Source organism: Tepidiforma thermophila (assembly GCF_002563855.1).
Taxonomy (GTDB): domain Bacteria; phylum Chloroflexota; class Dehalococcoidia; order Tepidiformales; family Tepidiformaceae; genus Tepidiforma; species Tepidiforma thermophila.
This window is the reverse complement of the sequence record NZ_PDJQ01000001.1, coordinates 755,055-774,492: the sequence shown is the minus strand read 5'-3', so window position 1 is coordinate 774,492 and position 19,438 is coordinate 755,055. Positions and strand designations below refer to the sequence as shown.

Genomic DNA, 19,438 nt, shown 5'->3' with positions numbered 1-19,438 from the left:
CGGCGGCGCCCGGGGGGTGAGGCCCGGGCAAGGACCGGGGGCCCGGGAGCGGGCCCTCGCAGGGTGCTCCCGGGCGTGCCGGCCGGGTCGGGGCCGGCGTTAACACAGCCGCCTGTGCCGGGCTTCAAGAATTTAGAGGTATCGCGAAGCGCATCGCATCGAAGAAGGAGGAAACGGTATGCGGGCTGCGCGGTTGCATGCGTATGGTCAGCCGCTGGTGGTCGAGGAGGTTCCGACGCCGGAGCCCGGGCCGGGGCAGATCCTGGTCCGGGTGCAGGGTGCAGGGTTTTGCCACAGCGACCTGCACGTGATCAGCGGGGAGCTCCCGGTGCTGCCGAGGATGCCGCTCATCCTGGGGCACGAGAACGCCGGGGTGGTCGAGGCCGTTGGGCCCGGCGTCCGGGCGGTCGCTCCCGGGGACCCGGTGGTGGTGTTCGGCGGATGGGGCTGCGGGTTCTGCGATTCGTGTGTCGAGGGTGCGGAGCAGCTCTGCGCGACGCCCGGGTGGGTCGGACTTTCGAATTACGACGGCGGCTATGCCGAGTACCTGCTGGTGCCGCAGGAGCGGTACCTGGTGAAGCTCGCGAAGCTGGAGCCGCGGGCGGCCGCGCCGCTGGCGGATGCCGCGCTGACGCCCTACCGGGCGATCCGGCTGGCCCGGCCGTACCTGCAGCCGGACCATGCGGCGCTGGTGATCGGGGTCGGCGGGCTGGGGCAGTACGGCATCAAGCTGCTGAAGCTGCTGGCAGGCGTGCCGGTGATCGCTGTCGATATCGATGAAACGAAGCGGGCGGTGGCGCGGGAGTGCGGCGCGGACCACGTGCTGGACGGGCGCGACCCCGAGGTGCTGGCGCAGGTCCAGTCGCTGAGCGGCGGGGGTGTGACGGCTGCGTTCGACTTCGTGGGCAGCGACGCGACGCTGGAGCTGTCGCTGGCGGCGACGCGGCCGCGGGGGAAGGTTTCGCAGATCGGGCTGGCCGGGGGGACGGCGAAGCTGCGGGTGCTCCAGACGGTCGGTTTCGAAGTGGCGTTCGAAGCGACGCTCTGGGGAACCGTGAAGGAGCTGCGGGAGGTGGTTGCGCTGGCGGAATCGGGGCGGCTGACGCCGATCGACGTGGTGTACCGGCCGCTGGACGAGATCAACCAGGCGAAAGAGGAGCTCGAACACGGCAGGGTCGGCGGGCGGATTGTGATCACGCCCTGAGGCTGCCGGGCGCGGCAGCGGTGCGCACCGCGACCCGGGCTGCGGGTGCCTCCGCGGCCCGGGTTTGCGCTGCCCGGACTGCGTAGGCCTGGGCCGGGGGGCTCTCAGCTGCGCCCGGCGGGATTGCGCGGGGGCTCGATCAGGCGGAAGAGTTCGCCGACGGAGTGCGCCTGTTCAACGGGGTGGCGGAGGGGCATTTCGGGGTGGACCTGGTAGCTGTTGCGGCGGCCGACGCGCCTGCGGGTGATGTAGCCGGCTTCGATGAGGTCGGCGACGATGCGCTGGGCGGCGCGCTCGGTGATGCCGACGCGCTCGGCGATGTCGCGGAGGCGGATGCCCGGGTCCCTGGCGATGCAGAGGAGCACGTGGCCGTGATTGGTGAGGAAGGTCCAGCCCGGGCTGCCCATTCGGGCGTAGCGTAGCCGGGCGCGGGGCGGGGGGGAAGTCAGGCGGCGCGGCGGTGGTGGACGGCGCGCAGCTGCTCGCGGAGGAGCGCAGTGGCGGCGAGGGCCTCGAGGGCGGCCTGCTTCTTTTCGGCGCGGCGGCGGGCCCGGCGGCCGAGGCGGGAGGCAATCTCGGCGATGACGGCAAAGAAGGCGGCGCCCGTCCAGGCGATGGGCGGCTCGGCGACGTCCTGCCAGCCGGCAGCGGCGCAGGCCAGGGCGAGCAGGAGGGCGGGTGCGCAGACGGCCCAGTTCCAGAAGTGCCTCATGTCTCGAATATCGGCGGGTGAGGGGCCGCGAACAGGCCGGGGTCAGCCGCCGCGGGCGCGGGAAGCGGCGTGGGCGCCGGCGATGCGTCCGAAGACGCAGCCGCGGATGACGGACGTGGCGCCGGGGTAATTGTCGTAGAAGAACTCGCCCATCGGTTCGCCGGCGGCGTAGAGGCCGGGCAGGGGCTGGCCGCGGGTGTCGATGACGCGAGCGGAGGTATCGCACTTGAGTCCGCCGAAGGTGAAGGTGATGCCGCCGGTGACGGGGATGGCGAGGTAGGGCGGCGTGTCGATGGGGAGGGCCCAGTTGCTCTTGGGCGGGTAGATGCCGAGGGTGCGCTTGCCGTCGAGCCGGTCGAGGTCGTAGTCGCCGGGCTGGACGGCGGCATTAAAGGCGGCGACGGTTTCGAGGAAGTTCTCGGCCGGGACGTCCATCTGCCGTGCGAGGCCCTCGAGGGTATCGGACTGGAGCGGCGGGCCGACGGGGCGCCATGCGCGGGCGAACTCCTCCCGCTGGAAGGCTTTCTGGTCGAAGATGCACCAGGCCTGGCCGCCGGCCTGTTCGACGATGTGCTTGGAGAACCTGACGTAGGTGTGGTCGCGGAAGTCTTCGCCTTCGTCGAGGAAGCGGCGGCCCTCGCGGTTGACGAAGATGCCCATCTGGTAGTTGTAGAGGGCGGTGACGCCGCATTCGATGCGTGGCGAGCGGGCATCGAGGACGGCGGAGTGGTAATCGCCCCACTGGCCGGCGGGCTGGGCGCCGGCGGCGATGGCCATCATGAGGCCCTCGCCGGTGTTGTAGCGGCTGCCGCGGAGGATGAGGGCGTCGCTGAAGCGGCCAAGGTAGCGGACGCGCATTTCGACGCTGGCCTGGAAGCCGCCGCAGGCGAGGATGGTGCCGCCGCGGGCGTGGAGGTCGATGAGGCCTTCGGGGCCACGGGCGCGGACGCCGGCGATGCCGCCGCCGGACGCAAGGAGGAGGTCGACGGCGGCGGTTTCGTAGCTGACGATGCCACCGAGGCCTTCGAGGCGGCGGTAGAGGAGGTCGACGAGGCCCTGCCCGCCGGCTTTCGGGCTGCGGCGGTAGCCGGCAGTGTGCGGGTAGCCGGCCTCCCATTCGAGGCCGAGGGCGGTGAGCCATTCGGCGGCGGCGCGGGCGTTGTCGCAGAGGGTACGGACGAGGTCGCGGTTGGCGCGGCCGCGGGAGATGCGCATGAGGTCGTCGAACATGTCGTCGGCGGTGTAGTCGCGCGGGCCGTAGGCGTCGGCCTCGTGGGGGAAGCGCATCTGGGCATCGGCGAAGCGGGTGTTGCCGCCGCGGTGTTCGCGCGGGGCCTTTTCGATGAGGATGACGTCGGCGCCGTGCTGGCGGGCTTCGACGGCGGCGGAGAGGCCGGCGATGCCCCCGCCGACGACGAGGACATCGGTTTCGTAGGTTGCGGCGGCGCCGGGCGACCCGGCCGGGAGCGGCATGGGCGGGAGGGTAGCGCGCTCCGTGGCGCGCGCCAAGGGGGCGCACGGCGGGCCGGGGCGGTACAGTTGACGGCGATGATTGAACACGGCGAACCGCTGCGGCTTGCTGCCCGCTGCCTGTACCTGCAGATGACGATGGGGGACCACCGCCGGGGGCAGGGGCTGATCAACATCTGCCGGCACATCGTCCGGGACGGCCGGGAGTGCGTGGGGCCGTTCCTCGATGAGACCGAGACGACGTGCGGGCTGTGGGAGGAGCGGCCGCGGCCGGGCGCTCCCGGGCTGCGCGGGTTGTGAGGATGGACGAGTCGGAGGCTGCAGGGCCCGCGCCGCTGCCGCTGATTACGGCGGAGGAGTTCGAGGCGCTGGCTCCGGAGTGGGAGGCGCTGGCGCGGGAGGCGCCGGGGGCGACGCCGTTCCACCTGCCGGGCTGGCACCGGGCGTGGCTGCGGGTGTTCCGGCCGGCTGGGGAGGCGGTGTTCCTCTCGATCCGGCGCGAGGAGCGGCTGATCGGGGCGGCGGCGCTCGACCTTTCGCCTGCCGGCGCGCGGGAGCTGGGCGACCCGGAGGTGCGAGACTACGCCGGGCCGCTGGCCCTGCCGGGCGAGGAGGATGCCGTCGCGGCCGGCATCCTCGAGTGGCTGCGAGAGGACTTTACGGGACGGCTCGAGCTGTGGGGCATCGCGGCCGACGGGCCGTGGCCGGCGGCGTTCGCGCGGGCAGCCGAGCTGTACGGCTGGTCGTTCGCGGCCGAGCCGGAGGCGGTCTGCCCGGGGGTCGACCTGCCGGGGACGTTCGAGGAGTACCTCGCGGGGCTGGGCAAGCACGACCGCCACGAGCTGCGCCGGAAGCTGCGGAACTTCGCGGCGGCGGGTGAGGCCGGCTTCGAGCGGCTCACCGGGGCCGATGCCGCGGAGGCGCTGCCGCTCCTGTTCGCACTGATGCGGGCGAGCCGGGAGGACAAGGCGGCGTTCCTGACGGCGGAGATGGAGGCGTTCTTCGGCGCGCTCGCGGCGGAGTTCGGCGGGCGGGGGATGCTGTCGCTGGGCGTGACGCGGCTGGACGGCCGGCCGGCGGCGGTGACGCTGACCTTCGAAGACGGTGAGACGGCCTACCTGTACAACAGCGGCTACGACCCGGCCTTTGCGGCGCTGGCGGCGGGGCTGGTGAGCAAAGCGTGGGCGCTGCGCGACGCGCTGGAGCGGGGGCTGCGGCGGTTCGACTTCCTGCGGGGGAGCGAGGAGTACAAGCGGCGGCTCGGCGGGGCTCCCCGCGAGGTGCTGCGCCTGCGGCTGGAGGACCGGGCGGGGCGGTAGGGCTCAGGCGGGACGGAGGGCGCGGATGACGGCGATTGGCTGGGAGAAGCCCCACGGGTCATCGCGGATGTCGAACTGGGCGCGGATGGCGGGCGGCGCCTCGGCGAGGAGGCGGCGGATGATGCCGACTTTCTCGGCCGGGGTGCGCTGGCGTGCGACCCAGTCGGCACCGTCGAGGGCGAGGACCATCCGGAAGACCATCTCTGCCTCGAAGCCGGCGGTCTGGAGGAGGCGAATCCACTCAGAGCCGCGGCAGTCGCGCACGTGGGAGGGGTCGCGGAGGAACTCGATCGTGTTGAGGAAGGTATCGGCGGCGGCGTCTTCGGGCGCGATGGTATCGGCGATGACGAACCGGCCCCCGGGGCGGAGCACGCGCCACGCTTCGCGGATGACGCGGGGGAGGTCGGGGAAGTGGTGCGCGGCCACACGGCAGGTCACGACGTCGAAGGCGGCACCGGGGAAGGGGAGGCGGGCGGCGTCGCCGAGTTCGAAGGTGATGTTGTCGATGCGGCGGCTGGCGGCGAGTTCAGCGGCGGTGGCGAGCATCTCGGGGGTGATATCGAGGGCGACGACGGCCGCGGCGTGGCGGGCGCACGCCATGGCGGTGTGACCAGCGCCAGTGCCGAGATCGAGCACGGCCTCGGCACCGGTGAGCCCGGCGGCCTCGACGATGACGGGGAGGTCGGGGCCGGCGGCGTGGTAGGAGAAGACGGCGTAGGCGCGGGCAGCGGGCCCGAACTGGTCCTGGACGTTGCCGGCCATGGGTGCACCCCGGGATGGTGGCTCCATGGTGGCAGGGCGGGGGCGGGGTGTCGACCGGGCGGGCTGGCGGCCGGGGTCAGGGGGCGGCGAGGAGCGCCTCCAGCTCGGCGCGGAGGGCCGCCTCGGCGATGGGCGCCCGGGCGATGATGCGGCCGCCGGCTTCGATGACGGGGATCTCGAGGAAGTAGCGGGCTTCGAGGGCGGGGTCGCCGGCGATGTCGACGGCGCTGACGGCGATCGGGAGGTCGCGGGCGAGGCGGGCGAGGAGGGCTTCGGCACGGTCGCAGAGGCCGCAGCCTTTTGCGCGGTAGAGGGTGACCGCGAGGGGACGGGGCATCTCAGGCCCGGGTCGGTTCGGCTTCGGCGGCGCCGTCCTTCGGCGGGGCGATGTCGTCGGGGAGGCGGCCCCAGACGCGGAGGGCGTACTCGGGGGTGATGGGGCCGGGCTTTTTGTAGAGGATGCCGGCGGCGATGACGGCGATGCCGAGGGTAACGGCCGCGGTCAGCTGGGGTACGGGGACGCCGGCGAAGGTCTGCTCATCGATGCGGAAGTAGGAGAGGAAGAAGCGCATGATGCCGTACATGGCGACGTAGGAGCAGAAGACCCAGCCGGGGACTTTGATGTAGCGGTAGCAGACGAAGAGGAGGATGCCGAGGATGATGAAGTCGCCGATCAGTTCGTAGCCGCCGGCGACAGGGTGGACGGCGTAGGTGTCGAGGGGGCGGAGGGGGTTCTCCGGGTCCTGGTTAAGGAGGTTGTACTGGTACTGGGGGCTATCGGGGTGGAGGTACTTGACGCCCCAGGGGAGGTCGGTGCGCTTTGCGATGTGCTCGCCGTTGATGAGGTCGCCGATGCGGCCGATGCCCTGGCCGAGGATCATGCCGGGGGCTGCGGCATCGAGGCCGATACCGATGGGCCACTTGTGCCAGATGGCGTAGATGAGGCCGCCGAGGACCCCGCCGAGGAGGCCGCCATAGAGGGTGATGCCGCCTTCGGTGATGCCGAAGACGATGCTCGGGAGGTCGTTTTGGAAGCGGTCCCAGTGCTCCACGACGTAGAAGAGGCGGGCGCCGACGATGGCGCAGGGGACGCCGACGAGGGCGATCTCCTGGGCGACTTCGACGGGGATGCCGTCGCGCTTCGCGAGCCAGACGGAGAGGGTGACGCCGGCGAGGATGCCGAGTGCGGTGAAGAGCCCGTGCCAGGTGAGGGTGAAGGGCCCGAATTCGGCCATGACCGGGTTGATATCGATGGTGATGGCGAGGAAGAGGGTGGAGATAGCGCCCATAGCTGGGGGAAAGGGTAGCGCCGCGGGGCCCGACGCGATAGTTCGCCGGCGCAGGCCGGGGGACCGGGGGAAAGCGGCGGTTCAGGCGGGGCGGCGGGCGCGGGCGAGGGCAGTGCGGAGGGCGGCGTCGTGGGCGCGGCGTTCGGCGGCATCGTCGAGCGGGGGGAGTTCGACCGAGGGGCCGTAGCGGCGGCGGAGGGCGGCGAGGATGAGCGCATCGGCGAGGGCGGGATTCTTCGGGAGGACGCTGCCGTGGAGGTAGGTGCCGATCGCGTTCTCCCGGCGGGCGCCTTCGGTGCGGTCTTCGGCGTTGTTGCCGCGGCCGAGGCGGACGGTGCCGAGGGGCTCCTGCCCGGGGGCAAGGTAGGTGCGGCCGCCGTGGTTTTCGAAGCCGACGATTTCGCCGAACGGGGTTTCGACGACGATGTCGCCGATGCAGCGGTCGGCGACGGGGCCGGGGTGGCGTGTTTCGGCGTCGAAGACGCCGATGCCGGGGATGACGCTGCCGTCGTGGTCGACGTAGCGGTGGCCGAAGAGCTGGTAGCCGCCGCAGACGGCGAGCACGGGGAGGCCCGCATCGACCGCTTCGCGGAGGGCGGGGCCGCGCCGGAGGAGGTCGGGGGCGATGCGCCGCTGCTCGCGGTCCTGCCCGCCGCCGACGAGGACGATGTCAACCTCGGCGGGGTCGAGCGGGTCGCCGACGTTGACGGGGAGGATGGTGCAGGCGATGCCGCGCCGCTGGCAGCGGGCGCGGAGGGCGATGGCGTTGCCGCGGTCGCCGTAGAGGTTCATGACCTCGGGGTAGAGGTGGGCGACGCGAAGTTCCACAGGGAGAGGGTAGCAGGGTTCGCGGGCCGAGGGGGTGCGGCTATTCGCCGGTTTCGGCGGGCCGGACGATGAGCACCCGCCCGTGAAGGAAGCTGCCGTTGAGGGCCGCGGCGGCAGCTGCGGCGGCGGCCGGGTCATCGAATTCGGCGAGGGCGTAGCCGCGGGAGAGGCCGGTGGCAGGGTCGAGGACGAGGTACGGCGCGGCGACGGGGCCGAAGGGGGCGAGGAGGGAGGCCAGCTCCTCGGCCGTGGTGAGGTAGCTGAGGTTGCCGAGATAGAGATGCAGGGGAGGGACCTTTCGCGGGGCCGGGGGCGCCCGCTGCTGCCCTGCGGGGCCGGGCAGCGATACTTTGCTTGTTCTACCGTACCATGCGGGCCGGGCAGGCGGGTTAGATTTCGGCCTGCACGACCTCCTCCTCGGGCACCTCGGGGAGCGGGGGGAGCTCCTTCGGGCTGCTGATGCCGAAGTGCTCGAGGAAGCGGATGGTGGTGCGGTAGAGCTTCGGGCGGCCGGGGCCGTCGCCGACGCCGGCCTGCTCGATGAGGCCGCGCTGCTCGAGGATGGCGACGTGGCGGTCGCTGTTGACGCCGCGGATCGCTTCGATCTCAGCGCGGGTGCAGGGCTGGCGGTAGGCGATGATGGTGAGCGTTTCGAGGGCGGCGCGGCTGAGGCGCTGCCCGGGGCCGCCGCCGAGGAGCTGTTCGATGTAAGGGGCGTACTCGGGGGCCGCGCCGAGCTGGTACTTCTGGCCGTCTTCGATGAGGCGGAGGCCGCGAGCCTGGTAGTCGGCGGCGAGCTGGGCGAGGGCGCGGCGGGCGGCGGCTTCGCTGACGCCGGCGGCGCGGGCGAGCGCGCCGAGGGGCTGCGGCTCATCGGCGACGAAGAGGAGCGCCTCGAGCACCCACGGGAGCTCGTGTGCGGCCGGGGGCCGGGATGCGCGCTGGTCAGCCATCGTCCCGGGCTCCAGATGGAGGCTGCTCGGGCTCGTCGACGCCGCGGGCGGCCGGGAAGATGGGGCCGGCGGGGCGGCGGGGCCGGGCGGCGGCGAGGCCGGCGGGTAGGCCGGGCGCTGCGGTGCGAACCCGGCCGGGCGCGCCGCCAGTTCGTCGTAGGTGATGCGGATCGCCGGGCGGCGGACGTTCGTGACGCCGACCTGCTCGCGGAGGACGGCGTGGACGGCGTCGACCATGAGCTTCGTGGCGGCAGCGATGCTGACGCTGCCTTCGATGGTGGCGTCGATATGGCAGTCGACGGCGCCGGCGCGGACGTCGACGCGCGGTTCGGCGCGGCGGATTTCGGGCAGGGCCTGGAGGGCATCGCGGAGGAGCGCCTCGAGGGTCTGGGCAGAGACCTCGACGGTGCCGCCGTCCTCCTGGCGGAGGCTGAGGACGCCGCGGGAGCGGGCCGGGCCGCTGCGCCAAACGGCGGCCAGGAGCGAGAGGAAGCCGAGCAGCGCGACGGCGCCGACGATGACGGCGAAGACGATGCGGGCGGTATCGCTGGAGACGATGAAGGCCTGGAGGTTGAAGGAGCGGACCTGGATGTCGAGCTTCTTGTCCTGGTTCCAGGCGAGGGCGAAGAGCCCGCCGCAGGCGGCGAGGAGGAGGATGCTGTAGAGGGCGAGGAGGATGCGGCGCAGGGCGTTCACGGTGCCTCCGCGGGGAGGGTTCCCCGGACGCCGTCATGGTACACCTCGCCCAGGTGAACGGGCGTCACGCGGTTGCGGAGGTTGGCCCCGGCCGCGTAGACGGGGATGTAATTGTCGGTGTGGCCGAACCAGCCGCCCTCTTTTTCCTCCTCCCAGAGGACGGGGCGGACGGTGCCGCGGTGGGCGCGGCGGAAGGCGAGGGAGAGCTCTTCGGCGAGGGCGAGGAGGCGGGCCATCCGCTCCTTCTTCACCTCGGGCGGGAGCTGGCCCGGCATCCGGGCGGCGGCGGTGCGGCTGCGCGGCGAGTAGGGGAAGGCGTGGATGCGGGCGAAGCCGACCTCGCGGCAGAGGTCGAGGGTGGCGGCGAAGTCGGCCTCGGTTTCCCCCGGGAAGCCGGCGATGACGTCGGTGGTGATGGCGACGCCCGGGACGACAGCGCGAATCCGCTCGGCGGCCCGGAGGAATTCGGCGGCGGTGTAGCGGCGGCGCATGGCGGCGAGGATCGTTTCGGAGCCGGACTGGAGGGCGAGGTGGAAGTGGGGCATGAGGCGAGGGTCCTGCCAGAGGGCGAGCAACTCGGGGGTGATGTCCTGGGGCTGGAGCGAGCTGAAGCGGAGGCGGAGGACTTCGGTGCGTTCGAGGATGCCGGAGATGAGGTGGTGCGGGCGGAGGGGCGGGTCGAGGTCGCGGCCCCAGGCGCCGAGCTGGGTGCCGGTGATGACCACTTCGCGGGCGCCGGCCTCGACGGCGCGCTGGACCTCGGCGGCGACGGCCTCAACCGGGCGGCTCTCCTCGCGGCCGCGGGTCCGGGGCACGATGCAGAAGGCGCAGACGTCGTTGCAGCCCTCCTGGGCCTTGACGAAGGCGCGGGTCAGCCCGGGCGCGAGCGGAGCCGGCGGGGATTCGCCCGGCGCGGCCGGGGCAGCGGCGCCGTCGGCGAGGAAGCGGACGAGCTCGGCCTTGTCGGCGTCGCGGGTGCCGGCCACGAAGTCGGCGCCGAGTTCACGCACGGCGTCGAACCCGGCCGATTGGGGATAGCAGCCGGTGACGGCGACGCGGGCCTGTGGCGCGAGCCGGCGCATCGACCGGATCAGCTTGCGCGACTTTGCGTCCGCGACGTGGGTGACTGAGCAGGTGTTGATGACGTAGGCGTCGGCCTCGCAGACCTGGTCGACGACGTCGAAGCCGGCGCGGCGCAGCCCGGCCGCGATCTCGCCGGAGTCGGCGAGGTTGAGCTTGCAGCCGAGCGTGAGGACAGCGGCGACGGGGCGGCCGGTTCGGGAAGCCATCACGAAACAGGGTACGGCATGGGAGCAGCGGCGCGCCTCCGGGGCGGGCGTGCGAAACTCCGTGCATGGCGCGCCTCCGCCCCAAGCCGAACAGCACGCCGGACGATATCGCCTTCGGCATCAACCCCGTGGCGATGGCGCTCGCGACGGGGCACGCAAAGTCGGTGCTCTACTACCGGGAGACCTCGAACGAGCGGGTGCTGGCGCTGGCGGAGGCGGCGCGGGAGGCAGGCCTGCGGGTGGAGGGGGTGGAGGCGCGGCGGCTCGATGAGCTGACCGGCGACGGGGTGCACCAGGGGATCCTCGCGCGGGTGCGGCCGGTGGAGCCGGTCGACCTGAAGGCGGCGGCCCGAAAGGCCGGGCAGCGGTCGCTGGTGCTGCTGCTCGACCGGGTGACCGACCCGCAGAACGTTGGGGCGATCCTGCGGACGGCGGTGGCGGTCGGGGTCGATGCGGTGGTGCTGCCGCTGCGGCGGGGCGCGCTGATCACGCCGGGGGTGCACCGGGCGAGCGCGGGGCTGAGCTTCGTCGCGCCGGTTGCGGCGCCCCAGAACCTCGCGATGGCCGTGCGGACGCTGAAAGAGGCGAACTACTGGGTGGTTGCGGCGGATGCGGGCGAGGGGAGCGCCGCAGCGACGGAATTCGACTGGCCGGGGCGGACGGCGCTGATCGTGGGGAGCGAGGGCGAGGGGGTGGGGCAGCTGCTGCTGCGGGAGAGCGACTTCCGGGTGGCGCTGCCGATGGATCCGCGGGTGGAGTCGCTCAATGTGGCCGTGGCGACGGGGGCGCTGGCGTACCTGTGGCGGCGGCAGCACCCGTTCCCGGCGCAGGCTGGCGGAGGCTGAAGGCGGGAGGCCGGGCAAGGGTGAAGAGCGCGAAGGCAGCGGTAGAGGCGAGGGCCATGCCGCCGGCGAGGGTGCCGGGCCCCGGTTCGACGAAGGCGCTGAAGAGGATGCTGCAGCCGGAGGCGACCGCCATCTGGGTAAAGCCGAGGACAGCGGAGGCGAGCCCGGCGGTCTCGGGGAAGTCGGCGAGGGCGGTGGCGGTGGCCGCAGGGCGGGCCATGCCGTTGCCGGCGAGGATGACGAAGGCGGGCAGGACCGTGGCGGGAAGGCTGGCGAACCCGAGCCCGGCCAGCGCGGCCATGGCGAGGGCGGCGGCCCAGCCCGTGGCGGCCGCAACGAAGACGATGCGCCCCGGCGGCCACCGGCGGCTGAAGCGGCGGCAGATGGTTGCGCCGGTCATGATGCCGAAGGAGACGAAGCCGAAGCTGAGCCCGTAGACGACGGGGCTGGCGCCGAGGTCGTCGACGAGGACGAAGGAGCTGGTGGAGATGAAGATGAGCTGGCCGGCGAAGAGGAGGCCCATGAGGACGGCGGCCGTGGTGAAGGTGCGGGAGCGGAACAGGCGGCGGTAGTTGGCGGCCAGCCGGGATGGCCGGAGGGCGGCGGGGTCGGGGGCGCGGTTCGTCTCGGGGATGAGCGCGAAGAACGCGACGCCGAGCAGGACCCCGACGCCGCCCTGGATGACGAAGACGACGCGCCAGGTGGCGTACTCCTGGACAAGGCCGCCGAAGACCGGCGCAATCATCGGCGCGAGGGCGATGGAGAGGGTGATGAGGGCGAGGACGCCGACGGCTCGCTCGCGGCGGTAGGTATCGATGACGACGGCGTTGGCGATTGCGGGCCCGGCGCCGCCGCCGAGGCCCTGGAGGACGCGGCCGGCGAGCAGCAGGGGGATGCTGGTAGCGGCGAGGCAAAGGATGCTCCCGGCGACGAAGAGCGCCAGCCCGCCGAGGAGCGCGGGCCGGCGCCCGGCGCGGTCGGAGAGGGGGCCCCAGAAGAGCTGGGCGCCGGCGAAGGCGACGATGAACAGGGTCACGGCGAGGGAGAGGGTGCCGGTGGACGTTTCGAACTCGCGGGCCATCGCCGGCATCGAGGGGAGGAAGACGTCGACGGCGATCGGGGCGAGGGCCGCGATGCCGACGAGGACGGCGGTCGCGGCGGGGCGTTCGACGCGGGAGGAGGGTGCAGCGGCAGCCACGGAGGGGAATAGTACGCGGCGGAAGCGGGGTGGGGGATGCCTGCACCGGGCGGGAACACCCGGGGCGGCGCGGGCGTTGTACCGTGCAGGGTTGGCAGGAGGGAACGCATGACCGGGAAAGCACAATTGCGGGGCGGGACGCTGGCGCTGGCTGCCGCGCTGGCGGGCCTGGCGCTGGCAGGCGCGTGCAGCGACGCGGATGGGGACAGGAGCGCAACACCCGCTCCAACCGCGACGCCGGCGGCAACCGAGTCACCGGGGCCGCCGCAGGTTGTGCCGCCGGGGACAGACCTGCTCGTGCTTGCCCTCGAGGTGGGGAGCGCGGAAACCGGCACGCGGAGCTACCCGGTAGTGGAAATCGCAAGCATTGACCCGGCGAGCGGACGGGTCGTTGCATCGTTCCGGGTTGGTTCAGCGGACGAATTCATCCTTCCGGAGTGGGTGTTTGCGACCGGGCGCGAGGTGGTGACGGTGAGCGAGCGGCGGGTGGTGCGGTGGAGCCTCGACGGTCAGGAGCTGGCGACGCTGCTGCGGTTCGAACCGACGCAGCGGCCGACGACGGCGGTGCTTTCGCACGACGGGCGGTTGCTTGCGGTGGGCTGGGAGAGCGCCGACCTGCGGGACCGTGACCGGGGCGAACTCATCGTCCTCGAAGCAGCCACAGGGCGGGTGCTGCGCCGGTGGGGGATGGACATCCTCGGGGGCGCGCTCGGGGCGTGGCCTGCACCGATCGCCTGGCACGCGGATGACGGCGGGCTGGAGGTGATGGGGTACGCGCACCGCGACGGGCCGGGGGTCTTCGCGGCGGTGCGGCTCGACGGTGAGGTGACGAAGCGCGGGGCGACGGTGGCCGCAGTCGACCCCGGTGGTCAGATGCTGGCGACGGTCCCCGGGGGCTGGTCGCTCGCCTGCGAAGGGCTCGGGCTGGGCGGGGAGGAGGTGGTGTTCGTCGAGCCGGTGAGCGGCCGGGAGCCCGGGCGGGCGCGGCTCGATGGTTACGCGCTGGTGTCGTTCATCTTTGAGCCGGGCGGCGCCGGGGTCCTGCTCCGGGGGGCTCCGCTGCAGGGTGCGCCGGGCAGCCGGGACCGCTGCTGGACGCGGGAAGGCAATGCGACGTGGCTGTTCTACCCGGCGACCGGGAAGTTCGAGCAGGTGGCGGACCCGGCGGCCGTGGTTGCGGGCTGGCGCGAACGGCTGCTGCCGGCGGTGCCGGCGGTCTCCTGCCCGGGGCAGGCAGAGCCGGCCGTCGGCCTCAACCTGCCGTGGGGGATGTGGTGTTACGGCGGCGGGGAGGTTTCGGTGGCAGGGCGGCCGGTCGCGAGGGCGACGTCAGGCGTGGTCGTTGGGGTGGTGAAGACATCGGAGTGAAGGCGGAGCACTCCCGCGGGGGCGAGAGTGCTCCAACGCCAGGAGGCGGCTGCCCGGCTGCGTCGACAGGCGATGACGGCCGAAGGGCCGCAGGCGGGGCCTGGCGTCAGCCGGTTAGAACTGGCACTCGGGGAGTTCCTGGATGAGGACGTCGAGGCCCTCGGGGTCGTACTGCTGGAGTTCGTCGAAGCTGGCGGCGACGTCGCCGAAGAGCTGGTCGATGAGCGCCACGAAGCGGGCGGCTTCGGCGTCTGCCTGTTCGATGGTGGAGAAGTCGGCTGAGCGGACTTCGCGGGTGAGCCGCTCCATCGCCGCGACGAGGTCTTCGCCAGCGGCGGTGAAGACGCGGTTGATCTCCTTGCCGTCGCGGACCGGGGGCGGCTCGAGCCGCTTGAGCGCGCGGTCGAGGGCGCGGGTATCGGCCAGGCCCTGTTCGAAGAAGTCGACGAGGATGCGCTTGACCTCGCCGGGCGTCTGGGCGGCATCGAGTTTGCGGTTGATGGCATCGGCGCCGGTGCTGAGCGCTTCGATCCAGGCCCCGAGGGCGGTGCAGACGCCGCTCACCCAGGCCTCAGATTGGGGATTGGTAGCCGGGCTGGCAGCGAAAATGACGCGGGAGCAGTCGGGGTCATCGTCGATGGCGGCGATGAGGTCCTCGACCTTCGGGTGGTCTTTGGCGACGAGGACAAGCTTTGCGCGGAAGTCGGGCTCGCCGGCCTGGTCGGCGATGCGCTGGAACTCAGCGAGGAAGTCGGCGCGGTCGGGGATGGCAGCGACACGCTTTGCGATGTCGTCGGTCCGCTGGTCGTTTTCTTTGAACTGCTCTTCGAAGGCCCTGACGACCTCTTTGCCGCCGTCGATATCGGGCTGGCCGAGGTCGTCGACGGCGGCGCGGAAGGTTTTCGCCAGCTCTCGCTGCTTCTCGACGGTTTCGGCGAAGGCTTTTTTGGCCTCGGCGGTTTTTGAGAAATCGGTGGAGGAGAACTCCTCGACGACGGCGTCGCGGTCGCGGTCCAGCGCCGCGGCGGCGCGGCAGAGGCCGTCGACCCAGTCAGCGAGCGGGGTCTTTTTCGGGGAGTCGCCGCAGGCGGAGGCGATGAAGGCGAGGGGAAGGAGCAGGGCGGCAGCCAGGCGGTACGCGGGGTTCACAGACTGCCACCTCGGGCCGAATTGGGCCGTTCGCCTCATTGTTCGGCAGGAGCACTGCCGGGCTCAAGCGTTTGCGTGAAGAATTTCGCGCAGATTTTCGCAGACGAAATCGACGTCGGCGTCCGTCATGGAGGGGAACAGGGGCAGGCTGATGGCGCCCTCGAAAATCCGTTCGGAGACGGGGAAATCGCCGGGCTGGTAGCCGAGCCTGCGGAACGCGGTGTGGAAATGGAGCGGGATGAAGTGGACGGAGGTGCCGATGCCGCGCTCGGCGAGGCGGCGGATGACGTCGTCGCGGTGGACGGGAGAGCGCTCGTTATCGACGCGGACCATGAAGAGGTGCCAGGCGTGGTGGTTCGCCTCATCGAAGGCGGGGAGGGTGAGGAGGGGCTCATCGCGGAGGTTTGCCAGGTAGCGCATGGCGGTGCGGGTGCGGGCCTCGGTGAGGCGCTCGAGCTTCGCGAGCTGGCGGCGGCCGAGGGCGGCGGCGAGGTCGGTGAGGTTGTCCTTGAAGCCGAACTCGACGATGTCGTACCGCCAGCTGCCGCCGGCGTCGTAGCGGTTCCAGGCGTCGCGGGTCATGCCGTGGAGGGTGAGGATACGGACGCGCTCGCTGAGGGCCTGGTCGAAGGAGGCGAGTGCGCCGCCTTCGCCGGTGGTGATGTTCTTGGTGGCGTAAAAACTGAAGGCGGTCGCATCGCCGATCGAGCCGATGGGGCGGCCGCGGTATGCGGCGCCGATGGCGTGGGCGGCATCTTCGAGGACGCGGATGCCGCGGGGCCGGGCGATCGCGAGGATGGCGTCCATGTCGCAGGGCTCGCCGGCGAAGTGGACGGGGATGACGGCCTTCGTGCGGGGGGTGATGGCGCGTTCGAACGCCTCGGGGTCGAGGTTGGCGTCGCGCTCGCGGACGTCGACGAGGACCGGCCGGGCACCGGTATGGACGACGACCGTGGCGGTGGCGGAGAAGGTGTAGGCGGGGACGATGACCTCGTCACCGGGGCCGATATCCCACGCGCGGAGGCAGAGGTGGAGGGCTGCGGTGCAGGAGTTGACGGCGTTGACGTACGGGGCGCCGCAGACGGCGGAGAGTTCGCGCTCGAATTCGCGGACGTTGGGGCCGCTGGTGAGCCAGCCGCTGCGCAGGGTGTCTGCCACCGCGGCGATGTCGTCGTCGTCGATGGCGGGGCGGAAGAAAGGGATGCGCAGTTCGGCCACGGGGACAGTGTAGGATGTGGCCCCGTAGCAGACAGCGAGCAACCAGCGCGGGAGGCAGCAGCGTGGGCGAGATTGTGCACCGCGAGGTGCAGGCGAACGGGATCCGGATGCACGTGGCGGAGGCCGGGAGCGGCTTCCCGGTGGTGTTCTGCCACGGGTTCCCGGAGCTGTGGTATTCGTGGCGGCACCAGCTGCGGGCGCTCGCGGAGGCGGGCTACCGGGCGATTGCGCCGGATATGCGGGGGTACGGCGGCACCGAGGCGCCGGAAGACCCGCGCCAGTACACCATGAAGGTGCTCTGCGCGGACATGGCGGGCCTGCTCGATGCCCTCGGGCTGGAGCGGGCCGTGTTCGTCGGGCACGACTGGGGCGGCGCGGTCGTCTGGCAGATGGGGCTGCGCTACCCGGAGCGGGTGGCCGCGATTGTGGGATTGAACACGCCGTACGCGCCGCCATCGAACCGGCGGACGACGGAGGCGCTGCGCGACTACCACGGGCTGACCGACGAGACGTTCTACATGCGCTACTTCCTCCGGCCGGGGGTGGCCGAAGCCGAGCTGGAGGCGGACATCGAGCGGACGTTCCACAAGATGTTCATGGACTGGACGCGGGCGGAGGACTTCACCACGTTCATGCGGGTGGGCGGCGACGGGAGCGGAGTGCTGGCGCGGATCCCGGATGACCGGCGCTCGTTCCTTTCGGACGAGGAGATCGCAGTCTATGTGGAGGCGTACCGGAAGACGGGGTTCCGCGGCGGGCTGAACTGGTACCGGGCGGCCGACCTGAACGCGGAGGAGGAGGGGGCGCCGCAGGGGCCGCAGCTGCACGTGCCGGCGATGATGATCACGGCGGCGAACGACACGATCTTGAAGCCGGAGATGGCGGCGGCGATGCCGGCGCTCATCCCGGGGATCCGGATGGAGCACCTCGAGCGGTGCGGGCACTGGACCCAGCAGGAGCGGCCGGAGGAGGTGAACCGGCTTTTGCTGGACTTCCTTGCGGGGCTGGGGCTGCAGCAGGGCTGAGCGTCAGAGGCGGGGTCCGGCCCTGAACCTCCGGCGGCGGAAGAGCTTCAGGCGGCGCCACCGCCGGAAGGGAAACAGGAACCGGAACATGACGAGCGCTCCTCGCGGCAAGGGGCTTCACCGTTCCTATGGTGGCGGGGCAGCAGCAGGTGACGGGCCCGGCACACGATGGGTCAGGGGCAGGCGGGTTCGCCGGCGCCGGGCGGGCAGCAGAGGTTGTAGCAGAACGTTGCGACCCAGCGGATGGTCTCGGGGTCGAGGCAGTAGCAGGCGCCGGGGCCTTCGATTTCGCCGCGCACGATGCCGGCTTCCTTGAGCACTTTGAGGTGCTGGGAGACGGTCGACTGGGCGAGGGGCAGGGCCGCGACGAGGTCGCTGACGCAGGCGGCGCGGCGGGCGAGTTCGCTGACGATCGCCACGCGGGCGGGGTTGCCGAGGGCGCGGAAGATGGCGGCGGCGCGCTCCTCGTCGGTGGTGAGGGTCGGGATGGCCTTCATGGCTCGAGCGTATCGCAATTCCCCGATGGCGGGGAGCCCTCAGCGGGGGAGGAGGACCTGCAGCCGCTCGTCGATGTCGCGGAGGGGGGCGCCGCCGCCGAACCGTTCGAGCACCTGGCGGCGGCCATCAAGGTTGAGGGGCAGAGTGCCGGCCTCGTGCCGTTCGAGGAGGCGGCGGAGGGCAGCGCTGACGGCCTCGAAGCCGGCGGCCTGGATGCCGCCAGGCATGGGGTGCGTCCAGATGAGGTAGCGGCCCCGGGCGAGGGCTTCGGCGGCCATGAACGACTGGCCGTCGTGGGTGGTGAGCCGGACGAGGACGGTGACCTCGCGGTAGAGGGCGTCCATATCGTCGACCCAGCCGCGAGCTTCGAGGTTGGGCGGGAGCGGGGCGGGAAGCGTCTCCGGCGGGGAGGGGATCATGAGGAAGCGGACGGCAGGAAAGGCCGGGGGCAACCGGAGCATGGTGTCGATATCGAAGACTTCGCGGTCGAAGGCATCGACCGGGTAGTAAAGGAGGACGGTGAACTGCTCCGGGAGGGGCGGGGGGTCGGCAGCAGGGAGGGGGATGGGGAGGGGAACGTACTCGGCACGGATGCCGGCGAGGCGGAGCTCCTCGGCGAGCCAGGGGGCATCGGCCCAGTGGATGGCGCGCTCGGCGATGCGGGCCGAGGCGTTGCGGCGGCGGTGCTCCTCGAGCGCGATCTGGACATCGGTGCCGACCCAGTGGATGACGACGGGGCGGCGGCGGATGCGGAGGAGGCGGTCCTGCGGGGAGCCGCGGTCGAGGCGGCTGCCGATGAGATAGACGATGTCGGCGCGGGCGACGGCGGCGGCAACGCGGGCCCAGCCGGGGAGGCTGCGGCCCGGATGGGGAAGGTAGCGCGCCTTCCAGCCGAGCCCGGCAAGATCAGCGGCGAGCCGGCGGCCGAAGTAGGGGAGCCCAAGGACGAGGACGCGGCCGCGGCCGCCGGGGGGCGGGGCAGTCACTCCGCCGGCTCCGGGGCGCGGCGGGCGCGGGGGCCAGGATGGTGGCGCCGGGCGGGACGTCGCGGTCGACGAGGGCATGGGCGCCGATGGTGGCGCCTTCGCCGATGGTGACACCGTGGAGGACGGTGGCGCCGAGGCCGAGGTAGGCGCCGCGGCCGATGCGGACGGGCCCCTGATCGCGGGGGCGGCGTTCGCGGAGGGAGCCGGGGCCGACATCGATGTGCGTGACGATGCTGGCGCGCATGGAGAGGGTGGCCTCGTCCTCGATGGTGACGCGGTCGGCGAGGTCGATGAGGACGTCGGTGCCGAGATGGACGCGGCTGCCGATGCGGAGGTTCCGGAAGTCGGTGCCGGCGTTGACGATGTGGATGGGGCCGTGGATGGAGACGTCGCGGCCGACGGCGGCGCCGAACATGCGGAGCAGCTCGTCGTGGTGGTGGGTGGCGGAGCGCAGCTCCATGGCGATGCCTTCGATGCCGTCGCGGAGGTAGCGGGCGCGCCAGCGGGCGCGGCGGAGGGGAGCGAGCGCCTGCCGGGCGGGCCGGGCGAGCGGGCGGAGGGCAGCGCGGAGGGCGGCGAGGGCTGGCATGGCGGGCGGCTCGCAGGCGGGCTGTAAACTGTCCGTAAAC

General features: G+C 72.2%; 22 protein-coding genes. 6 read left to right on the top strand and 16 right to left on the bottom strand.

The window, feature by feature from the left end; translation table 11 throughout:
• Positions 1-178: 178 nt before the first annotated feature.
• Entirely contained in the window at positions 179-1,204 is a 1,026-nt protein-coding gene (locus tag A9A59_RS03660) for an NAD(P)-dependent alcohol dehydrogenase (protein WP_098502987.1), read from the top strand.
• A gap of 104 nt (positions 1,205-1,308) precedes the next feature.
• Here the strand turns inward: A9A59_RS03660 and A9A59_RS03655 are convergent, their stop codons facing one another.
• The 3 genes from A9A59_RS03655 to tcuA are packed head-to-tail and all read right to left on the bottom strand — an operon-like array spanning position 1,309 to position 3,389.
• Positions 1,309-1,611: a helix-turn-helix transcriptional regulator gene (locus A9A59_RS03655; RefSeq protein ID WP_098502986.1), complete on the bottom strand. Its 303-nt coding sequence runs from the start codon at positions 1,609-1,611 to the stop codon at positions 1,309-1,311.
• 38 nt (positions 1,612-1,649) lie between these two features.
• Complete coding sequence (locus tag A9A59_RS03650; protein ID WP_098502985.1) at positions 1,650-1,916, bottom strand: hypothetical protein; 267 nt, start codon at positions 1,914-1,916, stop codon at positions 1,650-1,652.
• 42 nt (positions 1,917-1,958) lie between these two features.
• Positions 1,959-3,389 (bottom strand): FAD-dependent tricarballylate dehydrogenase TcuA, encoded by a 1,431-nt coding sequence (gene tcuA, locus A9A59_RS03645; RefSeq protein WP_098502984.1) that lies wholly within the window; start codon positions 3,387-3,389, stop codon positions 1,959-1,961.
• 75 nt (positions 3,390-3,464) lie between these two features.
• Here tcuA and A9A59_RS03640 point away from each other — a divergent pair, with 75 nt between their 5' ends.
• Entirely contained in the window at positions 3,465-3,686 is a 222-nt protein-coding gene (locus A9A59_RS03640) for a hypothetical protein (RefSeq protein ID WP_098502983.1), read from the top strand.
• A 2-nt stretch (positions 3,687-3,688) separates the two neighbouring features.
• Positions 3,689-4,705, top strand: coding sequence for a GNAT family N-acetyltransferase (locus A9A59_RS03635; protein ID WP_098502982.1), 1,017 nt, complete (start codon positions 3,689-3,691; stop codon positions 4,703-4,705).
• Between the two features lie 3 nt (positions 4,706-4,708).
• Here A9A59_RS03635 and A9A59_RS03630 read toward each other — a convergent pair whose 3' ends face one another.
• The 7 genes from A9A59_RS03630 to mtaB form a co-directional block, all read right to left on the bottom strand.
• A complete protein-coding gene (locus tag A9A59_RS03630) occupies positions 4,709-5,467 on the bottom strand; it encodes a class I SAM-dependent methyltransferase (protein WP_106427053.1) in 759 nt (252 codons plus the stop codon).
• A 76-nt stretch (positions 5,468-5,543) separates the two neighbouring features.
• The gene (locus A9A59_RS03625) at positions 5,544-5,804 is read right to left on the bottom strand and encodes a glutaredoxin family protein (protein WP_098502980.1); all 261 of its coding nucleotides are present in this window, start codon (positions 5,802-5,804) and stop codon (positions 5,544-5,546) included.
• Between the two features lies 1 nt (position 5,805).
• Entirely contained in the window at positions 5,806-6,756 is a 951-nt protein-coding gene (gene lgt / locus A9A59_RS03620; RefSeq protein WP_098502979.1) for a prolipoprotein diacylglyceryl transferase, read from the bottom strand.
• A gap of 81 nt (positions 6,757-6,837) precedes the next feature.
• A complete protein-coding gene (locus A9A59_RS03615) occupies positions 6,838-7,584 on the bottom strand; it encodes a type 1 glutamine amidotransferase (RefSeq protein WP_278286775.1) in 747 nt (248 codons plus the stop codon).
• Positions 7,585-7,624: 40 nt separating this feature from the next.
• The gene (locus tag A9A59_RS14425) at positions 7,625-7,870 is read right to left on the bottom strand and encodes an RNA recognition motif domain-containing protein (RefSeq protein ID WP_423242394.1); all 246 of its coding nucleotides are present in this window, start codon (positions 7,868-7,870) and stop codon (positions 7,625-7,627) included.
• Positions 7,871-7,973: 103 nt separating this feature from the next.
• On the bottom strand, positions 7,974-9,233 hold the full coding sequence (gene scpB, locus A9A59_RS03605) for an SMC-Scp complex subunit ScpB (protein ID WP_098502977.1): 1,260 nt from the start codon (positions 9,231-9,233) through the stop codon (positions 7,974-7,976).
• The gene (gene mtaB / locus A9A59_RS03600; RefSeq protein WP_098502976.1) at positions 9,230-10,522 is read right to left on the bottom strand and encodes a tRNA (N(6)-L-threonylcarbamoyladenosine(37)-C(2))-methylthiotransferase MtaB; all 1,293 of its coding nucleotides are present in this window, start codon (positions 10,520-10,522) and stop codon (positions 9,230-9,232) included. Before mtaB ends, scpB begins: the two co-directional genes overlap by 4 nt.
• 65 nt (positions 10,523-10,587) lie before the next feature.
• On the opposite strand from mtaB, the gene rlmB reads away from it, so the two are divergent.
• Positions 10,588-11,367, top strand: a complete 780-nt coding sequence (gene rlmB / locus A9A59_RS03595) for a 23S rRNA (guanosine(2251)-2'-O)-methyltransferase RlmB (RefSeq protein WP_098502975.1) — start codon at positions 10,588-10,590, stop codon at positions 11,365-11,367.
• Here the strand turns inward: rlmB and A9A59_RS03590 are convergent.
• The gene (locus tag A9A59_RS03590) at positions 11,285-12,565 is read right to left on the bottom strand and encodes a multidrug effflux MFS transporter (protein ID WP_165772474.1); all 1,281 of its coding nucleotides are present in this window, start codon (positions 12,563-12,565) and stop codon (positions 11,285-11,287) included. The two genes, rlmB and A9A59_RS03590, sit on opposite strands and share 83 nt — an antisense overlap.
• Positions 12,566-12,673: 108 nt before the next feature.
• Here A9A59_RS03590 and A9A59_RS03585 point away from each other — a divergent pair, with 108 nt between their 5' ends.
• On the top strand, positions 12,674-13,933 hold the full coding sequence (locus A9A59_RS03585; RefSeq protein WP_133117502.1) for a hypothetical protein: 1,260 nt from the start codon (positions 12,674-12,676) through the stop codon (positions 13,931-13,933).
• 114 nt (positions 13,934-14,047) lie between these two features.
• On the opposite strand, the gene A9A59_RS03580 is transcribed toward A9A59_RS03585, so the two are convergent.
• Together A9A59_RS03580 and A9A59_RS03575 are read right to left on the bottom strand one after the other, a co-directional pair.
• Entirely contained in the window at positions 14,048-15,082 is a 1,035-nt protein-coding gene (locus A9A59_RS03580) for a hypothetical protein (protein ID WP_098502972.1), read from the bottom strand.
• 63 nt (positions 15,083-15,145) lie between these two features.
• Entirely contained in the window at positions 15,146-16,300 is a 1,155-nt protein-coding gene (locus A9A59_RS03575; protein WP_098502971.1) for a DegT/DnrJ/EryC1/StrS family aminotransferase, read from the bottom strand.
• Positions 16,301-16,362: 62 nt separating this feature from the next.
• Here A9A59_RS03575 and A9A59_RS03570 point away from each other — a divergent pair, with 62 nt between their 5' ends.
• Positions 16,363-17,325, top strand: coding sequence for an alpha/beta fold hydrolase (locus A9A59_RS03570; RefSeq protein ID WP_278286774.1), 963 nt, complete (start codon positions 16,363-16,365; stop codon positions 17,323-17,325).
• Positions 17,326-17,498: 173 nt separating this feature from the next.
• Here the strand turns inward: A9A59_RS03570 and A9A59_RS03565 are convergent, their stop codons facing one another.
• From A9A59_RS03565 to A9A59_RS03555, 3 genes are read right to left on the bottom strand one after another with little or no spacing between them, the layout of a single operon-like run.
• Positions 17,499-17,822, bottom strand: a complete 324-nt coding sequence (locus tag A9A59_RS03565; RefSeq protein WP_098502969.1) for an ArsR/SmtB family transcription factor — start codon at positions 17,820-17,822, stop codon at positions 17,499-17,501.
• Positions 17,823-17,861: 39 nt separating this feature from the next.
• A complete protein-coding gene (locus A9A59_RS03560; RefSeq protein WP_098502968.1) occupies positions 17,862-18,809 on the bottom strand; it encodes a hypothetical protein in 948 nt (315 codons plus the stop codon).
• Positions 18,730-19,398 carry an acyltransferase gene (locus A9A59_RS03555; RefSeq protein ID WP_278286773.1) on the bottom strand — a complete coding sequence of 223 codons (669 nt, stop codon included), beginning with the start codon at positions 19,396-19,398 and terminating at the stop codon, positions 18,730-18,732. Before A9A59_RS03555 ends, A9A59_RS03560 begins: the two co-directional genes overlap by 80 nt.
• Positions 19,399-19,438 lie beyond the last annotated feature (40 nt).

Coding starts and splice junctions, on each gene's coding strand:
- A9A59_RS03660 (WP_098502987.1), top strand. CDS start 179: ATGCGGGCTGCGCGGTTGCATGCGTATGGTCAGCCGCTGGTGGTCGAG.
- rlmB (WP_098502975.1), top strand. CDS start 10,588: ATGGCGCGCCTCCGCCCCAAGCCGAACAGCACGCCGGACGATATCGCC.
- A9A59_RS03655 (WP_098502986.1), bottom strand. CDS start 1,611: ATGGGCAGCCCGGGCTGGACCTTCCTCACCAATCACGGCCACGTGCTC.
- A9A59_RS03635 (WP_098502982.1), top strand. CDS start 3,689: ATGGACGAGTCGGAGGCTGCAGGGCCCGCGCCGCTGCCGCTGATTACG.
- A9A59_RS03630 (WP_106427053.1), bottom strand. CDS start 5,467: ATGGCCGGCAACGTCCAGGACCAGTTCGGGCCCGCTGCCCGCGCCTAC.
- lgt (WP_098502979.1), bottom strand. CDS start 6,756: ATGGGCGCTATCTCCACCCTCTTCCTCGCCATCACCATCGATATCAAC.
- A9A59_RS03555 (WP_278286773.1), bottom strand. CDS start 19,398: ATGCCAGCCCTCGCCGCCCTCCGCGCTGCCCTCCGCCCGCTCGCCCGG.
- mtaB (WP_098502976.1), bottom strand. CDS start 10,522: ATGGCTTCCCGAACCGGCCGCCCCGTCGCCGCTGTCCTCACGCTCGGC.
- A9A59_RS03585 (WP_133117502.1), top strand. CDS start 12,674: ATGACCGGGAAAGCACAATTGCGGGGCGGGACGCTGGCGCTGGCTGCC.
- A9A59_RS03625 (WP_098502980.1), bottom strand. CDS start 5,804: ATGCCCCGTCCCCTCGCGGTCACCCTCTACCGCGCAAAAGGCTGCGGC.
- tcuA (WP_098502984.1), bottom strand. CDS start 3,389: ATGCCGCTCCCGGCCGGGTCGCCCGGCGCCGCCGCAACCTACGAAACC.
- A9A59_RS03650 (WP_098502985.1), bottom strand. CDS start 1,916: ATGAGGCACTTCTGGAACTGGGCCGTCTGCGCACCCGCCCTCCTGCTC.
- A9A59_RS03640 (WP_098502983.1), top strand. CDS start 3,465: ATGATTGAACACGGCGAACCGCTGCGGCTTGCTGCCCGCTGCCTGTAC.
- A9A59_RS03565 (WP_098502969.1), bottom strand. CDS start 17,822: ATGAAGGCCATCCCGACCCTCACCACCGACGAGGAGCGCGCCGCCGCC.